The organism is Candidatus Cloacimonadaceae bacterium, assembly GCA_030693415.1.
GTDB lineage: Bacteria > Cloacimonadota > Cloacimonadia > Cloacimonadales > Cloacimonadaceae > JAUYAR01.
In genome coordinates this window covers 1-18,859 of the sequence record JAUYAR010000071.1, presented here as the reverse complement: position 1 = coordinate 18,859, position 18,859 = coordinate 1, and the positions used below count along the sequence as shown (strand labels likewise).

The 18,859-nt window shown below is 48.0% G+C and carries 10 protein-coding genes; 7 read left to right on the top strand and 3 right to left on the bottom strand.

Annotated features, from left to right (window positions below; genetic code table 11):
- Positions 1-791 precede the first annotated feature (791 nt).
- Positions 792-1,958 (top strand): OmpA family protein, encoded by a 1,167-nt coding sequence (locus Q8M98_04525; GenBank protein MDP3114025.1) that lies wholly within the window; start codon positions 792-794, stop codon positions 1,956-1,958.
- A 56-nt stretch (positions 1,959-2,014) separates the two neighbouring features.
- Entirely contained in the window at positions 2,015-2,149 is a 135-nt protein-coding gene (locus Q8M98_04520) for a hypothetical protein (protein ID MDP3114024.1), read from the top strand.
- Here the strand turns inward: Q8M98_04520 and Q8M98_04515 are convergent.
- Together Q8M98_04515 and Q8M98_04510 are read right to left on the bottom strand one after the other, a co-directional pair.
- Complete coding sequence (locus tag Q8M98_04515; GenBank protein ID MDP3114023.1) at positions 2,142-7,589, bottom strand: C25 family cysteine peptidase; 5,448 nt, start codon at positions 7,587-7,589, stop codon at positions 2,142-2,144. The genes Q8M98_04520 and Q8M98_04515 overlap by 8 nt on opposite strands.
- Before the next feature lie 68 nt (positions 7,590-7,657).
- A complete protein-coding gene (locus Q8M98_04510; GenBank protein MDP3114022.1) occupies positions 7,658-8,695 on the bottom strand; it encodes a hypothetical protein in 1,038 nt (345 codons plus the stop codon).
- Between the two features lie 423 nt (positions 8,696-9,118).
- On the opposite strand from Q8M98_04510, the gene Q8M98_04505 reads away from it, so the two are divergent.
- The 4 genes from Q8M98_04505 to arcC all read left to right on the top strand — a co-directional run bounded on the left by Q8M98_04505 (position 9,119) and on the right by arcC (position 15,920).
- On the top strand, positions 9,119-12,697 hold the full coding sequence (locus Q8M98_04505) for a C25 family cysteine peptidase (GenBank protein ID MDP3114021.1): 3,579 nt from the start codon (positions 9,119-9,121) through the stop codon (positions 12,695-12,697).
- Positions 12,698-12,705: 8 nt separating this feature from the next.
- Positions 12,706-13,416, top strand: coding sequence for an NAD-dependent deacylase (locus tag Q8M98_04500; GenBank protein ID MDP3114020.1), 711 nt, complete (start codon positions 12,706-12,708; stop codon positions 13,414-13,416).
- 129 nt (positions 13,417-13,545) lie between these two features.
- Positions 13,546-14,859, top strand: a complete 1,314-nt coding sequence (locus Q8M98_04495; GenBank protein MDP3114019.1) for a cyclic 2,3-diphosphoglycerate synthase — start codon at positions 13,546-13,548, stop codon at positions 14,857-14,859.
- A gap of 113 nt (positions 14,860-14,972) precedes the next feature.
- Positions 14,973-15,920: a carbamate kinase gene (gene arcC, locus Q8M98_04490; GenBank protein ID MDP3114018.1), complete on the top strand. Its 948-nt coding sequence runs from the start codon at positions 14,973-14,975 to the stop codon at positions 15,918-15,920.
- Positions 15,921-16,272: 352 nt separating this feature from the next.
- Here the strand turns inward: arcC and Q8M98_04485 are convergent, their stop codons facing one another.
- Positions 16,273-16,836: a transposase gene (locus Q8M98_04485; GenBank protein MDP3114017.1), complete on the bottom strand. Its 564-nt coding sequence runs from the start codon at positions 16,834-16,836 to the stop codon at positions 16,273-16,275.
- A 1,320-nt stretch (positions 16,837-18,156) separates the two neighbouring features.
- Between Q8M98_04485 and Q8M98_04480 the strand changes: the two genes are divergently transcribed.
- On the top strand, positions 18,157-18,687 hold the full coding sequence (locus tag Q8M98_04480) for a hypothetical protein (protein ID MDP3114016.1): 531 nt from the start codon (positions 18,157-18,159) through the stop codon (positions 18,685-18,687).
- Positions 18,688-18,859 lie beyond the last annotated feature (172 nt).

Sequence of the window (18,859 nt, the reverse complement as noted above, 5' to 3'; positions counted from 1 at the left end):
TTGATTTTTACTGAAGTGTCCACTGTGCAGACGATATGTCAATTCAAAGCAACCCCTGCCTAAGGATGCCTTTCGCCCACTTTTCTTGATTTCCGAAACGCTAATTTATTGAAATTTAAGGGAATTTACTTGAACAGTCTCGCGGTTGAGTTTCACGCTTTCGCCGTCAACTTTGACTTTCGTTTTCAGTTTAGACTTAAAAGATGCCTTTCGTAAGATATATCGTAACCAGATGTTGATAGGGGGCTTATATTGAGTTAAAACCAGAATTACAGCTTCTGGAAGAAGCTGGCGTGCAAGCATCACACCCGTAATTTTCTACCTGTCCACCGATGAATTTCGCGCCTCAATTTGGCTGAGAATTCGCTTTAACCCAAAACTCCGTCGTTGACATCTGGAGAATGTTGAAAGTCTTTGTCTGGCAGATGTTTAAGTCATAGACTGGATTCCAGCCTTCGCCAGAATGGACGGGACACGTTCCCCCTTAGCATTACGGAATCAATACGGACTCATTACGGACTAAGTCCGTATTGACTCCGTAATGCTAAGGAGAAAGTAGCACAGCATGCCGATGCTGCGGAGTCCTTGAACCTGTCCGGAAACGCCGATCCTGCGAAACTGTTCCCACCCGCAGCATCGGCATGCTGCGCTACAGCAAACCCATTGAGATGTCGCAAATGTCCGAAAACAAAAAACAATCAACTTGGCACTAAAACAAATAATTTTGCCATCCAACGGTAATAGGTTAGATTATTGGTCAGATATTCACCCGTTCTTGATAAGGAGGAATCGTGAAATCAATACTCAGTATGATAGTGATGTCATTAGTTTTTAATGTGGCAGCCCATGCGGCACCCACAGCAGCCCCATCTCCCATACCAACCCGTGAAGATATGTACATTCTCATCAAAGAAGAGCTGATGCTCACCGTGGAAATCTACAAAACGCAGGTGGAGATTCTATCCATGATGGTATCTATTCATCAGCTAAGCTTGGAAAGTCAAAACGATGAATTTAGCAATCAGATTGAAGAGTTCAGACGGCTCAAGCAATATGAAGGGAAGTTCAACGCAGAGCGGTTCGCCTTACTGCAGGAACAATTGAACAAAGCCCGGGAAGATCTTTCCGGTGTCAACTTAATCCTGCAGCAGCATGTCCTCAAGGTCAAACAAGCGGAAGTGAAAATCCAAGAAAACTTTGATAATATCAACAAGCTCGCCCAGCAGTTTATCAAAGAGGTGGAAAGCAACAAGAAACCAGACCTGCCACCGGCAATCCTTAAAACCATGAAAGAGAGTTTCACCGGCATGTCCAAGGCGATTGTTGCCACCGGCTTGGACAAAAAAGCCACTGACCTATTTATGCGGGCTGTCGATGATTACGTCAAATTTGAGAGCTCTTATGACGAAAACCAGGGTGACATCCTGCAAAATCAAATGCTGATGCTTCAGTCTTATTCGTCTGCGGAGTCCGCGCACAGCCAATACGCGGACATGGAAACGTATTTGAATGGTTTGCGGAAAATGTTAGATGCCGAAACTGCGCGAAAGAATGAACTTCAACGCCGGCTGGATGAGCTCAAGAAAATGCCGATGGGCAAAACCTACGAAGATAAAATCTACTTTGCTTCCGGCAGCGTGACGCTCAGTTTAGAAGCCATTAGGATACTCAATAAATTTGCAGCAAGCGTTCCCTCCGATGATGATTATGAGATCATGATCACCGGATTTGCCGATACCACTCCCATCGGCGCGAAACTGAAACATAAATATGCCTCAAATTGGGAACTGTCCCTGGCAAGATCTTCCGCGGTGGTGAACTATATGCTTGAAAAGCTAAAATTCCCCCCGGAGAAGATCATCATTGCCGGCAAGGGTCAATATGCCCCAAACCAGGATACTGATGCCAAAGATCTGAGCAGAAGGGTGGAGTTTCGCTTCGTTCCGAAAAGTAAATAGACCTATTTGATAAAAAGGCAGCCGGGGAATCATGGCTGCCTTTGCTGTAGCGCAGGATGCCGATCCAGCGGGGGATAAAAACATATCAGGCAGTACCCCAGCTTTTCCGCAGCATCGGCATGCTGTGCCACAGCTTTCCCAAGCCCGCAGGGCTTTATATTTTTGCCTCCGGAAGATTTGATCCTATTTGAGCAGTATCATCTTACGGGTCTGATTGAATCTGCCGGATTCCATTTTGTAGAAGTAGATTCCTGATGCCACACCGCGCCGGTTTTCGTCCTTTCCGTCCCAAAAGAAACGATGCGAACCCAAGGGCAGATCTTTGTTGATGAGACGCTTGACCAATTGTCCCTTGATGTTGTAGATATTCAGTTTCACGCTCCCGCTTTTTGCCAGATCGAATGAGATGACCGTGGACGGGTTGAAGGGATTTGGATAGTTTTGGTGGAGCTTGGTCACGATCGGAGGCGCGATGTTTTCATCGGAATCCGTATATGGAAACTCGAAGCTGATCGTTGCCCCCGGCAGGCTTTCAAAATTTCCATACACGGCGGTCACCTGATAACGATAAGTCCCGATTTGAACGAGATTTTCGCTGTAGGAGAGAGCTGGATAGATCCCCATCAGCTCAAATCTTCCGGCATTGAGCTTGCGATAGACCTTGTAGCCCTGAACGGGTACGAAAGGTTCTGGCGGCTCACCCCAGGAAAGCGTGAGTTGGTCGTTATCAATATCAAATTGGACACCTGCGACCGGTTGCATAAAGGCTATGAAGAAATCTTCCACGACTGCGGAGATGCTGTTGCTTAACAAGATGTTATTCCCCAGATCGGGGATGTAGCCGGGAGATTCCGCTGCCAGATTGTGCGCTCCCAAAGGCAGATAGAGTTCATAGTTTCCCTGTGTATCGGTGGGGGCAACGAAGCTGTTTGCAGTGCGGACGAGCACGTTTTGATAATCAACCGCTGCATTGGAGCTTTCCACATTACCGGTAACCTGTCCGGCAAAACTGACGAATCCGGTGGTCTTGACATCGTCGATAAACCATCCTTCGCCATGAATAATGCTGTCTGTGGCAAATTGCCAGCGGAAACGGGCATTGGTATTGGCATAGCTGCTGAGGTTGATGCGCACGTTTGTCCATTGCGTATTGATTCCAGAATAGCCCGGTGCGTTTAACGCGGTAACGTATGAGTTTGAATATCCGCCCTCGGGAGTGAGCAAATTCCAGGTTGAACCATTGTTTGTGGAGATTTTGATGTTGCCGCCGTCATAGGTTGCCTCCGTCGCATAGCGATGCCAGAATTCGAGCACAACGTTATGACCGATAAATACTTGCGGAGATGTGAGCGTCCAGTTTACATTGCCGGGATATTGACTGTTTAGAAGCGTGCCCCAGACCTTTGTGCCGGAATGGGCGTTCGCGTAGTTTGAAACACCCCATTGCCACCCGGTGGTCGGGCTGGGGACATAGTTTCCGTTGTTGTTTTCAAAGTTGTCTTCCATTCCGCCGGCTCCGATGCCGATGACATATTGTACGTTTTGAGGGGGAACCATCTCGCCTTGATAGGTGAGGGAAAACGTGAGATTCGTACCTGCGCTTAACTGATTGGATAAGGTGACGTTATATATTGCCTGTGCGAAACAGTTTGCCGGGATGACAGGCAAAAGCATCTGGGTAGCGGAGATCGTGACCAGATCGCTGAGACAAAGGATGTCGCTGATGATGTTTCTGGCATCGACGGGTGCGGTGTTTTGATAATTGAAGATCAGCTTGATGGTCTCCCCCGGATCCGCCAAACCGTTTCCATTGCCGGATAGGTCGTTTAGATACGTCCCCGCGATCGTAATCGATGGTTTTTTTACAACGAAGCTCACTGGAAATTGCCAAGCGTTACCGTTGATGACGATGTCGCAGATAATGCTGATGGTCGTGTTGTCCGCACAGTTTTCCATGATACTGAAGGAAATGGGAACCTGGTTGATCGCAGAATCGCTACCGGGAATATCCGCATAGGGGCTTTGGGCATTCGTCATAACCACAAATGGATTCAGGCAGTTTGCACTCAAAGATACGTTCGTGGCGGGATTGAGACCGACATTATTCAAGCGGAGACCGATCTGAGCTGTTTCACCCGGTTCGAGGATAGCATTTCCATTGGCGTCCAAAATGATGACCTCGCCGATGACGATGTGCGCGTTTTGATGAAGCACAGGAACGGTGGTGATGATCAGCGCTTTTTGGTTGCTGAGCGGAGCCGCTGCCTGTGCATATTGGTTGTTATAGCTGTATTCCAAGCCTCTTCTGTTGGTGTGATCCTTGATGCCGATGGTGGAATAGTTTCCGTGGATCGGAGTAGATCCTCCTCCGCCGACATCCACGTTGTTAAAGACTTTATACTGGATCTTGATCATGCCGGCGCCCAAACCGGTGGGATAAAATTGGGGATCATAGAAGATCACCTGAAAGGTTTCCTCGCTGGTGCGGTTGTAACCGTTTTTCAATTTATGAAATTGGATGATAAAGATGTGCTGAGCGGCATCGTAATAGCGATAGATTCCGCCATCGCTGAGGATGATCAGATCATCCCAAAAAGCCGCAATCATCGGGCTCGGTCCTTGTCCTCCGGGCAGGCGGGAATTGCGAAACTCTCCATCCTCGGTGATCCCCATGGCGATGAATCCGTTCACGCAGACGGTGATCTGATGATAGTCAATCCCGTAAAATGGAAAAGTGAAGGGCAGGTCGATCGTTTGCAGCACGACACTGCCCAATTGATCACCTTCGTTGCCGTTTGTGCCGCTGTCGCTGAATCCTGTTATCTGGCTGCCGCTTCCTCCCAGCGAGGGATGGATCTCAATCCAATTGTAGATAGGGCAATCAGGAAAAGCGGTGTCCGTCACATCATAGATGAGATAGCCATAGGCATCGGGACCCAGCGGTGTGTTTTGCGAGACGGTTCCGATCGGCAGATTGAAAAAGGTTTCCTGCTCAAATCCGTTTGCATTATGGAGTCTCAGCTTCATCGGGATCTGCATTCCGGGGATCAGAGCGGGACGGGCAAAAACGGCGAAGTTATTGTTGGACAACGCCGTCGCACCTGCTGCGATATTTCCGAAATAGGATACTTCGGTTTGAATCATCACCAGATCGTTGAGGCTATACAATTCGCCATAGATGTTCGTGGCAGGATAGACCGAGCTGTTTTTGACGCTCAGTTGTAAAAGACCGTTTTCTCCGGGATCGAGCACCGCGTTCGTTCCGGCACTGACATAATAGCTGATCACGTCCAAACGTGCATTGTAAACCGGCAGGCGGAAATTGAATGAAAACGTGTTATCTTCCGCGTCAGTGAGAACGATCACAAATCTGATCTCTTTGAACGCGGGGATGTTGCTGTTGATGGTGAATAGGTATGGCAGACTGTTCATCGCGTTGCCGCTGGGAGCGAGATTTTGATAGCTGCTGACCGCCTGCGTGATGGAGATGTCTTCATCAAAGCAGCTCAGAATGGCATTGATGCCGGATTTGAGGGTTTGGGTGGAATTCTTGACGTCCACCCACAACGCGATAGTCTCTCCGGCATTGGCAAAACCGTCTGAATTGCCCTGGGATCCTGAGCTGTCATCGTCCGCGGTCATTTTGCCAAAATAGACAAGCGAGCCGTTTGGATCGATGGCGATTGTGTGTTGCACAGGTTTGAAATCATGCTTGGAGGCGGTGATGATCAGATCGGAACTAACAAAATTTGGGATATTCAGATAGACCGTTCCGTCGGAAGCGGTGATCCCTTTTGCCACTACGTCTCCATGGGAATTGTTATACGCGGTCACGGAAACGCCGTTCACAGGCATCTGGTCGTCGTCTCTGATGACGATGTCGATAGTGGCTTGATGGAGTGGAATCGCGTTCGGAGCGGTGATATTGAGGTTTTCGGGTATGCCAACGAAGGCTTCCAACGTGGGATCACCGATCAGATTGCACCAGTGGGCGAAATAGTTTGCCTGATTGATGCTGTTTGAGGAATAGATTGAGTATAAAAAGAGCTTTCCGCTGAGCAGGGCTTCGCCCATACTGCGCATGCCATAGCTAAACACGCCATTGAAGATTCCGGCGGAAAGAGCGTTGTTGTAAAGCGTGTGCGTGCCGGTGGTGGCAATTCCGATCGCCGTCAATGCTCCTGCGGGAACAGCTTCCGTGCCCAAACGCATGAAAGCTTCGGACAGGGAAGTTCCATTGGCAAAACTTCCAGTTCCACAGGTCAAAACCGCCGAGTGTGGCAATTTGACTCCGTTTACGAGACTGCTGGAAGGAGACCATCCGCTCACACCCCAAAATCCGCGATAACTGAAAAATCCGACGCCCTGATTGATGCCGCTATTCATAGTAGTGCTGTATCCGCCAGTGTAGTTTTCGATGAAGGAATACGATGGATTGGCTTTCCTGGCGAGTTCGCGGATATATTTGCTCACATAGACGCAGGATATTCCCGAATCAGAGGGATCGCCGATCAAAAGCACGCGATCCAACCATGCGGCTGCGGCGGGATTGTTGTTGACGTTTTTTTCATAGGCATAGCCCTTGGCGAGCATGGTCGCAAATTGGGAAAGATTCTCCACGGACATCCTGCCGATGAAGGCATCCCCCAAAAGGTCTCCACCCGCAAGGTGAGTATAGGGATAATCCCCCTCGCCATTGTATTGAGAGATCGTTTCATAGAAGGTGGGAACGGCATAGGAGCCTCCCACGTCACCGATCAGGATGATGAAATCCGGGCGCGTGCCGGTGTTGTTATATTGCCCTTGAATATAGTTTTTGATCAGGTTGTTTGAAGCCCCCGTCACGGCTGTGCTGGCAACGCTGACCTCATAACCTTTTTGTTTCTTCCATTTGACGAAATCTCCGAGACGCTGGAGAAACAGATTGTCATTGGTCTGACCATGGATGATAAGAATGCGGGCGTTTGGAGATGCCAAGGGGAGATTGCGATATGTGTCAAAATTGGCGATATGCGCTTCGTAGATATTGGCAAATGAGGGACTGTATGATGTGTAATCTCCGCCCGCTCCATCCATTTCCACGGTGACAACGATATCTTCATAGATTCTGATCAACTGCTGAGCAGGAAGATATTGCACCGGTTGGACAGCAATCTGAAGAACGCGGAAATCCCTGATCCAGGCGGGCTCGGAATGATTTACGAGGTTTTGCGGAAAAGCTTCGATGCCGTCTCTGATCAGCTCGTCATAGCGAGTGTTCAGGGGATTGCGTTCATCCGCGCGCACCGGCTTGGGAGTGTTTATCGGAATAGTTCGAAAGCTGCCGTAGGTGTAGCTCAAACGCAGACCTCCGCTTGGCGGAATGGCGATCATAGTGGTTATCAACGGCATTTCCGGCATCCCGTCTTCATCCGTGCTGTGCGCTCCTTCGAGGATTACGCGGTCAAAGCTCTTGCCATCGATGTCTTCGCTGATGATCTTCAGTTGTGGAAGATCAAGCTTAAGAACGATCCTGCCGCTTTCGATAGAATCTATTCTCAAGGAAGCCGTTTCGCTTCTCTCCGTGGCGGAGAGGGTCATGCCCAACACTGCGAATAGGGCAATACCAAATAGTATCTGCCTGATTTTCATGAACTCATCCTTTATATAATAAAAAAAACCTGAAACCGCTTGGCTTCAGGTTCTTGTTTATTTATCGACTAATAATTTGTTGTCCGTTCGGCATCAAGATTGTAAACCATGATGCCCATGTCCCGCGAGGCGACGATCACCTTACTTCCGTTGAACTTGGCATTGTTGGTATAGCCTGCGGCGATGAGTCTCTGTTTCATAACCGGATTGGAGGGATCGCTGATATCAAACAGATACACGCTTCCGCTGCCGGAACTGACCACTGCCAGATCGCCGGATACGTCTATCGAAGTAGCATAGCCGGTGGTATTGAATCCTCCCACACGGACAGGCGCGGCGGGATTGGCGATATTGACGATATTGAGTCCGCCCTCGCGGCTGGCGATATAGGCATAGTTGCCCACGACCTTTACTTTTAATGCCTGACCAGGCACCACAACTTCGCTAATAAGCTGTTGATTGCTTCTGTTATAGATGAAGAGCCCGCGTTGCTGGCCGGCTACGAAGATATGCGTGTCGTTCAAATCCACCCCTGAAGCCGGTACCGGAGATAAGAAGCTGAAAGTGCTGCCCATCCACAGATTGGCGTTGTAGCGTCCATAGTGAACGTTTCTGCCGGAGCTATAGATCAATTCAATCACGTCCGCCCCAGTCGGGTTTAGGATCTTTAGAAACTTCATGTCCTGAATGTTATGCGTATCGCCTGTGATGGAATCCATGATGTCAAGGCTGTCCATTTCGGAGATATCGACGATGTGGATCAGGTCGGTGCTGCCTACTTCATTCAGGAAAAGACGGTTAAATTCGCCGACCACCGCGATCTTGCGGATATTCATAAAATTGGTTGTCGTCCCGTCTCGGGAAATCAATTTTGTGTACCATCTGTTCTCGGATGTCGTGGGATTGATGATCGAGATCCCTCCCTGGTCCAAAGCGACGTAGATGTTGTTGGCGTCAAAGCTCAGGTCGAGCGGGTTGCCGACCACGGGGAAAATCGTGTCCAGGGTCACAAGCACTTCGTCATTATAGGCTGTGTTGCGTTTGGCACAACCAACCAAAAACATGATCAGTATCAAGGCACTCACTAATATGAGACTTCTTGGCATCAGTTTCCTCCAGGAATATATGACTTTGTTATCTAATCTATATTGAGACCTGATTAGGCCGTATCCAAACATGAAAGCAATATCCATTCCTTTCTATCAAAAATACTAAGACCGGCGTATCATTTGCTGTTTGTATCCCCCTAAATTTCCTTCTGGAGGATCAATAGAACATATCCCGACCATAAAGCCAAATATGGCTTTGTAGCCGAAAGATCCCTTTTCTATGTGAGTTTGGGCAGCCAATCGCGAAAGAAACATAAGCAATGAATACGTCAAAGATCAGGCGAGTACCTCCGACCCTACAACGTAATTGTTGGCACAGCTCCACCTTTCCACCCTTCCACCTTGAAAAGCCAAGATTTGGAACGCGCTTTGCTTGATATTTTACATAGAAGAAAATATCCTATCAAAGGTTGGTTAAAGATGAATCGCTTTTTATGTGTCATCGCCCTGCTGCTGCTCGCTTTCGGCATCGTGGCAAATACTGTTTATCACTATGAACTCGCTCTTCCCCGCATCGAGGAAAAGTCCGGGTATTCGAGAGTTTCTCTGGATGGAACGCAGACTTGGGGCGAACCGGGCGAGCCGGCTCTGCCGTGGTTTGGAACCAAGATACTTCTCCCGCTTGGAACAGAAGCGGTGGAAATCAAGATCACGCGCGGCAATCCCAAGACCTACACGCTCGCGAAGCCCATCGAAGCTTTGCAGATCCAGTATCCGTTTTCTCAAACCGAATTGATGCCGCCGACTTTGCCAAACTCCGATATCTACAACGGTGAGATGCCCTTCCCCTATCAGATCCACAATGGACTGAACACTCAATTTTTAGCGGGTCATTCGATCAATTTCAGTGCCGTCAGCCCTTTTGAATATCACCCCCTCAGTGGAGAACTCGTTTTCTATCAAAACTTTCACATAGAGATCGAAACGCGCGCCACGGAACGTGCCGCAAGCGCAATGTATCTGCTCAAGCAGGATGCTCATACCGGCAACCTGCTGCTGCGTTCCACCGATAACCACGCTGCCGTTCCGCGCTACGAATCACGCACGACCGGCTTTGAATATATTATTATCCACGACACCGCCAAGTATAATCAGTGGCTGCCTTTGAAGGATTTCTACACGATGAAGGGATATTCAGTGTTGATGAAACCTCTTCAGGAAATCACTGCTCAGGTCACAGGAAGCGATACTCAGGACAAGATCCGCAACTATATCATCAGCATGTACACCACTAATACTTTGCGCCACGTCCTCCTTGCCGGAGATACTGACGTGATCCCGCATCGTGGTCTCTATGTCAATTTCGCCCAAGCCGGATATACGGACGCAGATATCCCCGCGGACATGTATTATTCCTGCCTGGATGGAAACTGGAACAATGACGGTGACGCCTATTGGGGCGAGATGTACGAAGCCGACCTGGCGCCGGAGATCTCGATTGGAAGATTATGCTACAATTCCGATGCCGAGATCGCCACATTTATCAATAAGACCATGATGTATCAGAACGCACCGGTGGTAGCCAACATCAAAAGCTCGCTCTTCGTGGGCGAATGGCTTTGGGAGGGACCAACCTGGGGCGGAGACTATATGGATGAAATGATCGGAGGTTCTTCCATGCACGGATACACGACCGTGGGAGTGCCGACTTCATGGAATATCAGCACGCTCTATGATCGCACCTATGGCTATGCCGATGCCTGGAACGCCAATCATATCCGTCCACTCCTGAGCCAGGGAGCAAATCTCGTCAATCACCTGGGACACTCAAACACCACATACACAATGCGCCTGAACAACAATCAGGCAACCGCCACGACGATCACAAACAACGGCGTCAACAACAATTTCTCCATATACTTTACTCAAGGCTGCTATTCAGGCGCTTTCGACAACCGCACTACCGCCGTCGGTCAATATACCACGGATTGCATCACGGAAAAGTTTACTTCGATCGCCACTTCCGCAGTTGCCATGATCGCCCATTCACGCTACGGATGGGGTGTGCAGGGCAGCACGAATGGACCATCGCAATATCTGCATCGTCAATATATCGACGCCATTTTTGGGGAGAGTATCTTCGAGCTTGGCTACACTCTGGTGGATTCCAAGATCGATAATATCCCATACATTTCAAACAGCCCGGTGATGTATTGGGTGACTTATGAAACCAACTTGATTGGCGACCCCGCTTTGATGATCTGGACGGACACTCCGCAGCAGCTCAATGTGCAATTGCCCTCCTACTGGACTGTTGGCGTAAATAACTACCAGATCCAGACCAACGCACCTAATGCCGCGATCCGCATCAAAGCCGGTAATGCCTTTGTATATGAAGGATTTGCCAATGCCGCCGGCTTGATCAACATCAACTTGCTACAAACCCTGAATCCTGGTAATTATGACCTCTTTCTCAATGCGCACAATTTCTATGGATACAGCACTCAGATCACCGTGGCAGCAAGCCAGACGCCTTATGTGGTGCCGGTCAACATTACCTTCATCGATGACGACAACCTCTATCACACCGGCGAAATTGTGAATCTCTCGATCACCCTCAAAAACGTGGGGATGATGAATCAGATCGCTGCCGGAACACTCACGCTCAATAGCGCATCGCCTAATATCCTTGTTTTGAATGGCAGCTATAATTTCAATCCCCTTGCCGCAGCGGATTCAATCGTCGTCAACGGTGTTTTCCAGATCAGAATCCAAGGCAATTATACCGACGGAGCAATTGCCGTTATGCAATTTACTACAAGTTTTGACGGCTACAGTACACAAACCGCTGCGAACCTGAATCTGAACGCGCCCGTCCTGGCGATGGGTACCTATCAGGTGGTCGGAAACTCAAACGTGATCAACCCAGGCAGCGCACCTCACGTCAATTTCACGATTCTAAACAATGGAAGCGGCAATGCCTACAGCCCGATGATGATCCTCTTCTGTGAAGACCCCTTTGTCTCACTATCGGATTTTGAACTGAACCTGCCCTCCATCGGTTATAACTCTCAAATCGCTGTGAACGCGGCTTTCACTATCCAGGTTTCACCCAATGCCCCGCTTGGTCATACGGTTTCGATCAGCTATATCCTTGGCGCCGAGAATGGCAGTTCCGTGGAAGGAAACATAGTATTTTACATCGGGTTGATGAGCTATGCCTTCGAAAACGATATGATGGGATGGACGAGCGCCGCTCCGAACACATCTTTTGTGAATCAATGGAATCGAAACAACAACAGAAACTTCACCCCCAACGGCAGCTACTCCATGAAGTTTGGCGGCAGTGGCGCAAGCTCATACGCCAATAGTGCATACGGAGTCTTGATCAGTCCGGATATGACCTTGGGCTTGAACAGCCGGCTCAAATTCCATCACTGGATGGCTGCCGAAGCGCACAGCACACCTACCTATGCTTGGGACGGCGGCATGGTGCAAATGTCTCTGAATGGAGGCACTTGGCAACAGATCACCCCCGTGGGCGGCTACCCGCATCGTATTTATAACAACCCCGCGTCTCCCTTCCCGGCGAACACTTATGTCTGGTCCGGCTCTTTCAATTGGTCGGAAGTGGTGTTTGATCTTTCCGCACATAGCGGCACGGCAAAATTCCGCTTTGCCTTCGGCTCGGACGGCAGCGTCACCGGCGAAGGCTGGTACATAGACGACGTGCATATCGAAAGCGATCCCGTCTCCAATGATGACGAATCCATTGGAGCATTGCGGTATCAGCTATTGGGCAACTATCCCAATCCATTCAACCCCAGCACTAATATCAGTTTCAACCTTCCGATCAAAAGCATCGTGAATCTGACAATATTTAACCTCAAGGGACAGAAGGTAAAAACCCTCGTAAATGCAGAGCTTCCCAGCGGAAAGCATGATATAGTCTGGAACGGAAAAGACGAAAACAGCAGTCCCGTCTCCAGCGGAATCTATCTCTATCGGATCAATGCCGGCTCCTGGCAAGACAGCCGTAAGATGATGTTGATGAAATAGATATAACAGTGACAAACAGCAAACCGCTTCCTCACATCGTCGCCCTCACCGGAGCAGGCATCAGCGCGGAGTCCGGTATCCGGACTTTCCGCGAGACGGGAGGGCTGTGGGAAAACCATAAGATCGAAGATGTTGCCACACCCAGCGGGTTCAAAAAAGACCCGGCGTTGGTGTGGGCATTTTATAAAGAGCGCTACCGCAACGCATTGAACTCGAAACCCAATGCCGGACACCTCGCTCTTGTGGATCTGGAATCCATGCTGCAAGACCGATTCCAGCTCATCACTCAAAACGTGGATGGCTTGCACAGCGCCGCGGGAAACAAACACGTGCTCGAAATGCACGGCAGCTTACACCGCAGTTTTTGCATATCCTGCAAGGCGATCTTTGCCATGACCGATATCGATTTGGACATGAGCCTCCCAAAATGCGTCAAGTGCGGCGCTAACCTGCGTCCGGACATCGTTTGGTTCGGAGAGATTCCATACGCGCTATACGAGATCGAAAAAATAATTAAAGATTCCGAGATATTTCTCATCATCGGCACCAGCGGAGCAGTCTATCCTGCCGCCGGATTCGTGATGACAGCGAAACACTTTGGCGCCAAAACGATCGCGGTCAATCTTGACCCTCCGGACAACCGCAGCTTCATCGACGAGTTTTATCAAGGCAAGGCTGGCGAGATCCTTCCACAGCTTGTCAAGAGCTGGATCAACTGATCCTCCAATACGCGTAAATGCTTTCCCATAAAGGTTTAGAGCCATCGTCAGGAAGATTTTCCTTGACGCAAAATGCCCCTTCTAAAGTCTGCCAACAGACTATAAATTCACACTCATAAGGAGAGTTTAATGAAACGCAGAGTGATTATCATGGGCGCTGCCGGTAGAGACTTCCATAATTTCAACGTCTATTTCAGAGACAATGACGATTATGAAGTGGTAGCCTTCACCGCCACCCAGATACCCGGTATCGACGATAAGAAATACCCCGCCGAGTTGGCCGGGAAACTCTATCCCAACGGAATAAACATCTATCCCGAAGCCGAACTGAAAAACCTAATTAAAGACAACAACGTCGATCTCGTCATCCTCGCCTACAGCGATTTGCCTCACGAAGTAGTGATGAGCAAAGCCGCGATCGTCAATTCCATCGGCGCGGACTTTATGCTCATGGGTGCCAAAAACACCCAGGTCAAGACCTGCAAACCTCTGGTGAGCATTTGCGCGGTGAGAACCGGTTGCGGAAAATCCCAGACCACCCGCGCGGTCGTCAAAGCCCTCAAAGCCAAAGGCAGAAAAGTCGTCTCCATCCGTCATCCCATGCCCTATGGCGATCTCGTCAAACAAAAAGTGCAACGCTATGCCGAGCTCAAAGACCTCGTCACCCACAACTGCACCATCGAAGAGATGGAAGAATATGAGCCGCACATCCGCATGAACAGCGTCATCTACGCCGGTGTGGACTATGAAGCCGTCATCCGCGAAGCCGAAAAAGAAGCCGACGTCATCATCTGGGACGGTGGAAACAACGACATTCCTTTCTATTGCTCAGACAAGCAGCTCAACATCGTGGTCGTCGATCCCCATCGCCCCGGCGACGAGATTTCTTATTATCCCGGCGAGACCAACGTCCATCTTGCCGACGTCATCGTGATCAACAAGATCGACAGTGCCGATCTTGACGACATCAACGAAGTGCGCTCAAATGTCCGGATGATCAATCCCAAAGCCATCATCATCGATGCCGCCTCCCCGCTCTTTGTCGATCATCCCGAGATGATTTTGGACAAACGTGTCCTCGTCGTCGAAGACGGTCCCACCCTCACCCATGGTGAGATGACCTACGGCGCCGGTGTCGTTGCAGCGGAGAAATTCGGCTGTGCAGAACTTGTCGATCCCCGTCCCTGGGCAGTTGGCGAGATCGCGGACACTTTTGAAAAGTATCCCGATATCGGCATTCTGCTTCCCGCGATGGGATACAGCACTCAGCAGATCAAGGATATGGAAAAAACCATCAACGATACAGATTGCGACAGCGTTGTGATCGCCACTCCGATCGACCTGCGACGCATCATCAAGATCAACAAGCCTGCCTGCCAGGTTCATTATGAACTTCAAGAAATCGGCATTCCCACCATCGCCGACGTCCTGAAAGACTTCTAAACATAAACGTTCAAAAGACATAAGAGGGGCAGATTGAAATACATCTGCCCCACAACTTTTGCCGGAAAATCACCAGTATTTTCCCGTGAAACACTATTGATAATGAGGATATTATGAAGAAAACAGCCGTTCTTGCCCTTGGAGGCAACGCGATCATCAAAGCCGGAGAAAACGGCAACATCTCACAGCAATTTGCCAATACCAGAGATTCCCTCGGCGGCATCGTCGAACTGATCCGTCAGGGCTACAAACTCGCCATCACGCATGGCAACGGACCCCAGGTGGGCAACCTTTTACGCCAACAGGAAGCCGGAGAAAAAGAAGGCATCCCCGCTCTGCCATTGGGCGTTCTCAATGCCGCCACCGAAGGCAGCATGGGATACATGATCGAACAGAGCCTGCAAAATAAGCTCCTAACCAGCGGATTCAACAAACAGGTGATCACCATCGTCTCCCAAGTGGTTGTGGATAAAAACGATCCCAGCATGCTCAATCCCTCGAAATTTGTCGGCAGCACCTATTTTGATGCTCAGCAGGCGGAAGAGCTAAAACAGACCCTCTGTTGGACTCTCAAAGAGGATTCCGGCAAGGGTTATCGCCGCGTGGTACCTTCTCCCTATCCCATCCAGATCATTCCCGCCGCGACGGTCAAAGAATTGGTCGCCCGCGGAGAGATCGTCATCGCCGTTGGTGGTGGCGGAATCCCGATTTATATTTGTGAAGACGGCACCTATGAAGGCGTCGATGCGGTGATAGACAAGGATTTTGCCTCAGCCTTGCTCGCCCTTGAGATCGAAGCTGATCTCTTTGTGATTCTAACCGGTGTGGAGAAGGTCTCCATCAATTTCGGCAAACCCGATCAGATTGACCTGGACACTCTTTCCGTATCCGATGCCAAACGCTATCATTCTGAAAAGCAATTCCCTGCCGGCAGCATGGGACCTAAGATCCTCGCCGCCATAGATTTCATCGAGCGCGGCGGCAAAGAAGTGCTGATCACCTCCATCGACAAGATCGTGGATGCCTTCGAAGGAAAAACCGGAACCAGGATCAAAGCCTGAGATAGCTTTTTATTGAAAATCGTTCCCCCGATGGGGACATCGGCGCTCCATATCATGGAATTACCGACGTCCCCGTCGGTTCCTACGCGCCAACCCCATAAAAAGCGACACAAGATTATGACCGATGCCCGGGCATGGAATTACCGACGTCCCCGTCGGTTCTTTTTCGCAGGATCGGCTACAGATTTATGGAAACTGTATTAGATATGTGGAAACGTTATTACGGCGTTAACTTCAACACTGCCTTCTATGACTTAAAACTTCGCCTGACTATGATTTAGTGTTGCACCCAGATTTCAGCGGCGGAGTTTTGAGTTAAAGCTAAGCCTCAGAGAAATGGCGAAAACGTATTCTATAATTTACCCAATTTGGCACTATTCTTGGCAAGCGCAGTTTCAAGCACAAACATCCGGTATTTATCCCGATCGGGCACCGAATTGCCAATAAACTCGCGGGAGCATAGTGTCCCATGTCTCGTTCCCAGAAACTCAGGTAGGTTTGAGTATTGCCATTCTTCCACATGACCAACCAATCCCGCGCTCATCGGATTGGCATGAATGTAGGCGCAGAGGTTGACGATATACTCATTTTCCAGCACAGACTTGTGATTCATTTTGTCCCGTAATATCTTGCCCTTGGCACCATAACGTAAATTGTAATAACGCGCATAGCTTTTGTGAGGCTGTTCAAACATCGAGTAGATCGGTTCCGCTCCGTTCTGCCGGACCAAGAAATGATAGTGATTCGGCATCAAACAATAGGCAAAGACCGAAAATTCCTGTGACAGCCTTTTCTTGAGTAATTGAAGGTATTTGCGGTAGTCTGCATCATCGTAGAATAGCATTCGTCCATCGAGACTGTGATTATACGCGTGAAACAAAGATCCGGCAGTAAATTGATCGGGATGCACTCTCATATTGATCTCCCCAGTTGTTTGCACGACGTATATTGTATCTTGATCTGGCAGTCAAGTTTTTTTTAAGTGTCTATTTCAGTCTATAATGGAGTCTCGGTTTTAACTCAAAATAAGCCCTTTATCATCAGCGGGTTACGTCAATTCATGTCATGGCTAATTTTAAGTAAAAACTGAATGCGAAAGTCAAAACGGAAGGCGAAAGTCAAATCGGAAAGCGAAAGTCAAAATTGAAGGCGATAGTTCAATACTTAAAACCAATCCATAGCTTTGACCTCAACACTATCTGCTTTGACTTAAAACTCAGCCTGACAAGGATTTAGTGCAGCAACCAGATTTCAGCGGCGGAGTTTTGGGTTAAAGCGAAGTCTCAGCTAAATTGATGCGTGAAATTCAAGGGTTGGCAGCTTGAAAATTAAGGGGTTGAAGCTGAAGAGCCACTTTCTTCGTATACCCGCAAATCTGGTTTTAACTCAAAATAAGCCCTTTATCATCAGCGGGATACGTCAATACTTGTCAGGGCTTATTTTAAGTCAAAACGGAAAGCGAAAGTCAAAACGAAAGGCGATAGCTCAAAACTGAAGGCGAAAGTCAAAACTCAAAGGAAAGATCAAGGAAAGATCAAAGGAAAGATCAAGGCATGGTGCCACGCCCCACTGCGTCAATCATGCCTTAATCAAGCGTAATAAAACTAACGCTTGATTAACGCTTGATTAAGGCTTGATTAACGCTTTGGAAAGAAGAAGAAAAGGCAACCAATTGGAAAATATAACTATTGGGGAAACTATTGGGGAAAATCTAAACCGTCACCTCAAACTTCAAACTATCACTACTTGGACAAATAGCATAGTTGACTGAATACTGTTTAGTTGCACAGTTATGGTGATCGCACTTGGACACTCTCACTACAACAGAAGTAAATAACTCATAGAAATCATATCCCGCTGAACATTATACTATTTATTCAATTTGTGCATCACACCCCCCATCAATGCCACGTGGACTTGGACATTAGAAGTTTTGGTGATCAAATTTGAAGATTCAAGTGAGGGTTTATAACAGTCTCTGGACAATGAAGAACGTTATTAATGAGAAAAAACTTGACGGAATTGTAAAAGAAAAATATCTTGCAGTACGGTTCGTTGTGATATCAGAGACAGGAGCTTATGAATGATGTTATCAAGTATAGGTTGTGTGAGACGAAGACCTGCTGACAGGTCTTAAAAGAATATGAGAAACAATGAGTTGGAATTTACACCAACATTTGGGACTCAGCTGAAAAATATGGAACGATAGGATTAGAAATAGTTTGAGGAGATTAATATGAATGGCTCGAGTAATATACGAAATAAAAAAGTTGGTACAATAATATTTAATGCATTATTTTACTTGCTGTTTTCGCTTACTATAAGTTCATGTGCGATAATAGTTAATAATAAACCCAGAGTATTAAACGATAAATTCCAATTTATGGATGTGGATATATCATTTTCAGCTACAGTTAATGAGTCAGTATTTCATGAAGCTGGTGAAGGCAGGAGTCCATTGTTAGAAAACAAATACTTTTTACAGCAAAACTCTTATGACATTATCCAAAAAAAATTGATGGATTCAGGCATATTTAATAATGTCAAAAAGGTAGGCGAGCCGCTTAGTACAGGATATAATATAAAGAAGCCCCAAATCGATACAAATAATGGGTTTTTTGTCAACATGAAGGTGAATAAGACTATTGAAGGCAAATTTCTTGTTCCGTTTTTTTTATGGGGTATTTCTCTGGGAACAATTCCAGCACCATTAGCTCATATAGAAATTGAAATTTTATCGGATGTATATAGTAATAAGACTCAATAGAAAAAAGTCCATGCTTGACACGAATAGTATCTAAATAAATGATGAGAAATTACTTGACAGAATCAGCATCAGTAATACATTGGCATCATATTAGATAAGCATATATGGAGTTACTGATGTTTAGAGAGAATTGGAAAACAGGGCAGATCGACCGGATGGATTTTGACAGAGT

Excerpts from the sequence above, each read along its gene's own strand:
- Q8M98_04480 (MDP3114016.1), top strand. The coding sequence starts at position 18,157 with ATGAATGGCTCGAGTAATATACGAAATAAAAAAGTTGGTACAATAATA.
- Q8M98_04505 (MDP3114021.1), top strand. The coding sequence starts at position 9,119 with ATGAATCGCTTTTTATGTGTCATCGCCCTGCTGCTGCTCGCTTTCGGC.
- Q8M98_04520 (MDP3114024.1), top strand. The coding sequence starts at position 2,015 with ATGCCGATCCAGCGGGGGATAAAAACATATCAGGCAGTACCCCAGCTT.
- Q8M98_04495 (MDP3114019.1), top strand. The coding sequence starts at position 13,546 with ATGAAACGCAGAGTGATTATCATGGGCGCTGCCGGTAGAGACTTCCAT.
- Q8M98_04485 (MDP3114017.1), bottom strand. The coding sequence starts at position 16,836 with ATGAGAGTGCATCCCGATCAATTTACTGCCGGATCTTTGTTTCACGCG.
- Q8M98_04510 (MDP3114022.1), bottom strand. The coding sequence starts at position 8,695 with ATGCCAAGAAGTCTCATATTAGTGAGTGCCTTGATACTGATCATGTTT.
- arcC (MDP3114018.1), top strand. The coding sequence starts at position 14,973 with ATGAAGAAAACAGCCGTTCTTGCCCTTGGAGGCAACGCGATCATCAAA.
- Q8M98_04515 (MDP3114023.1), bottom strand. The coding sequence starts at position 7,589 with ATGAAAATCAGGCAGATACTATTTGGTATTGCCCTATTCGCAGTGTTG.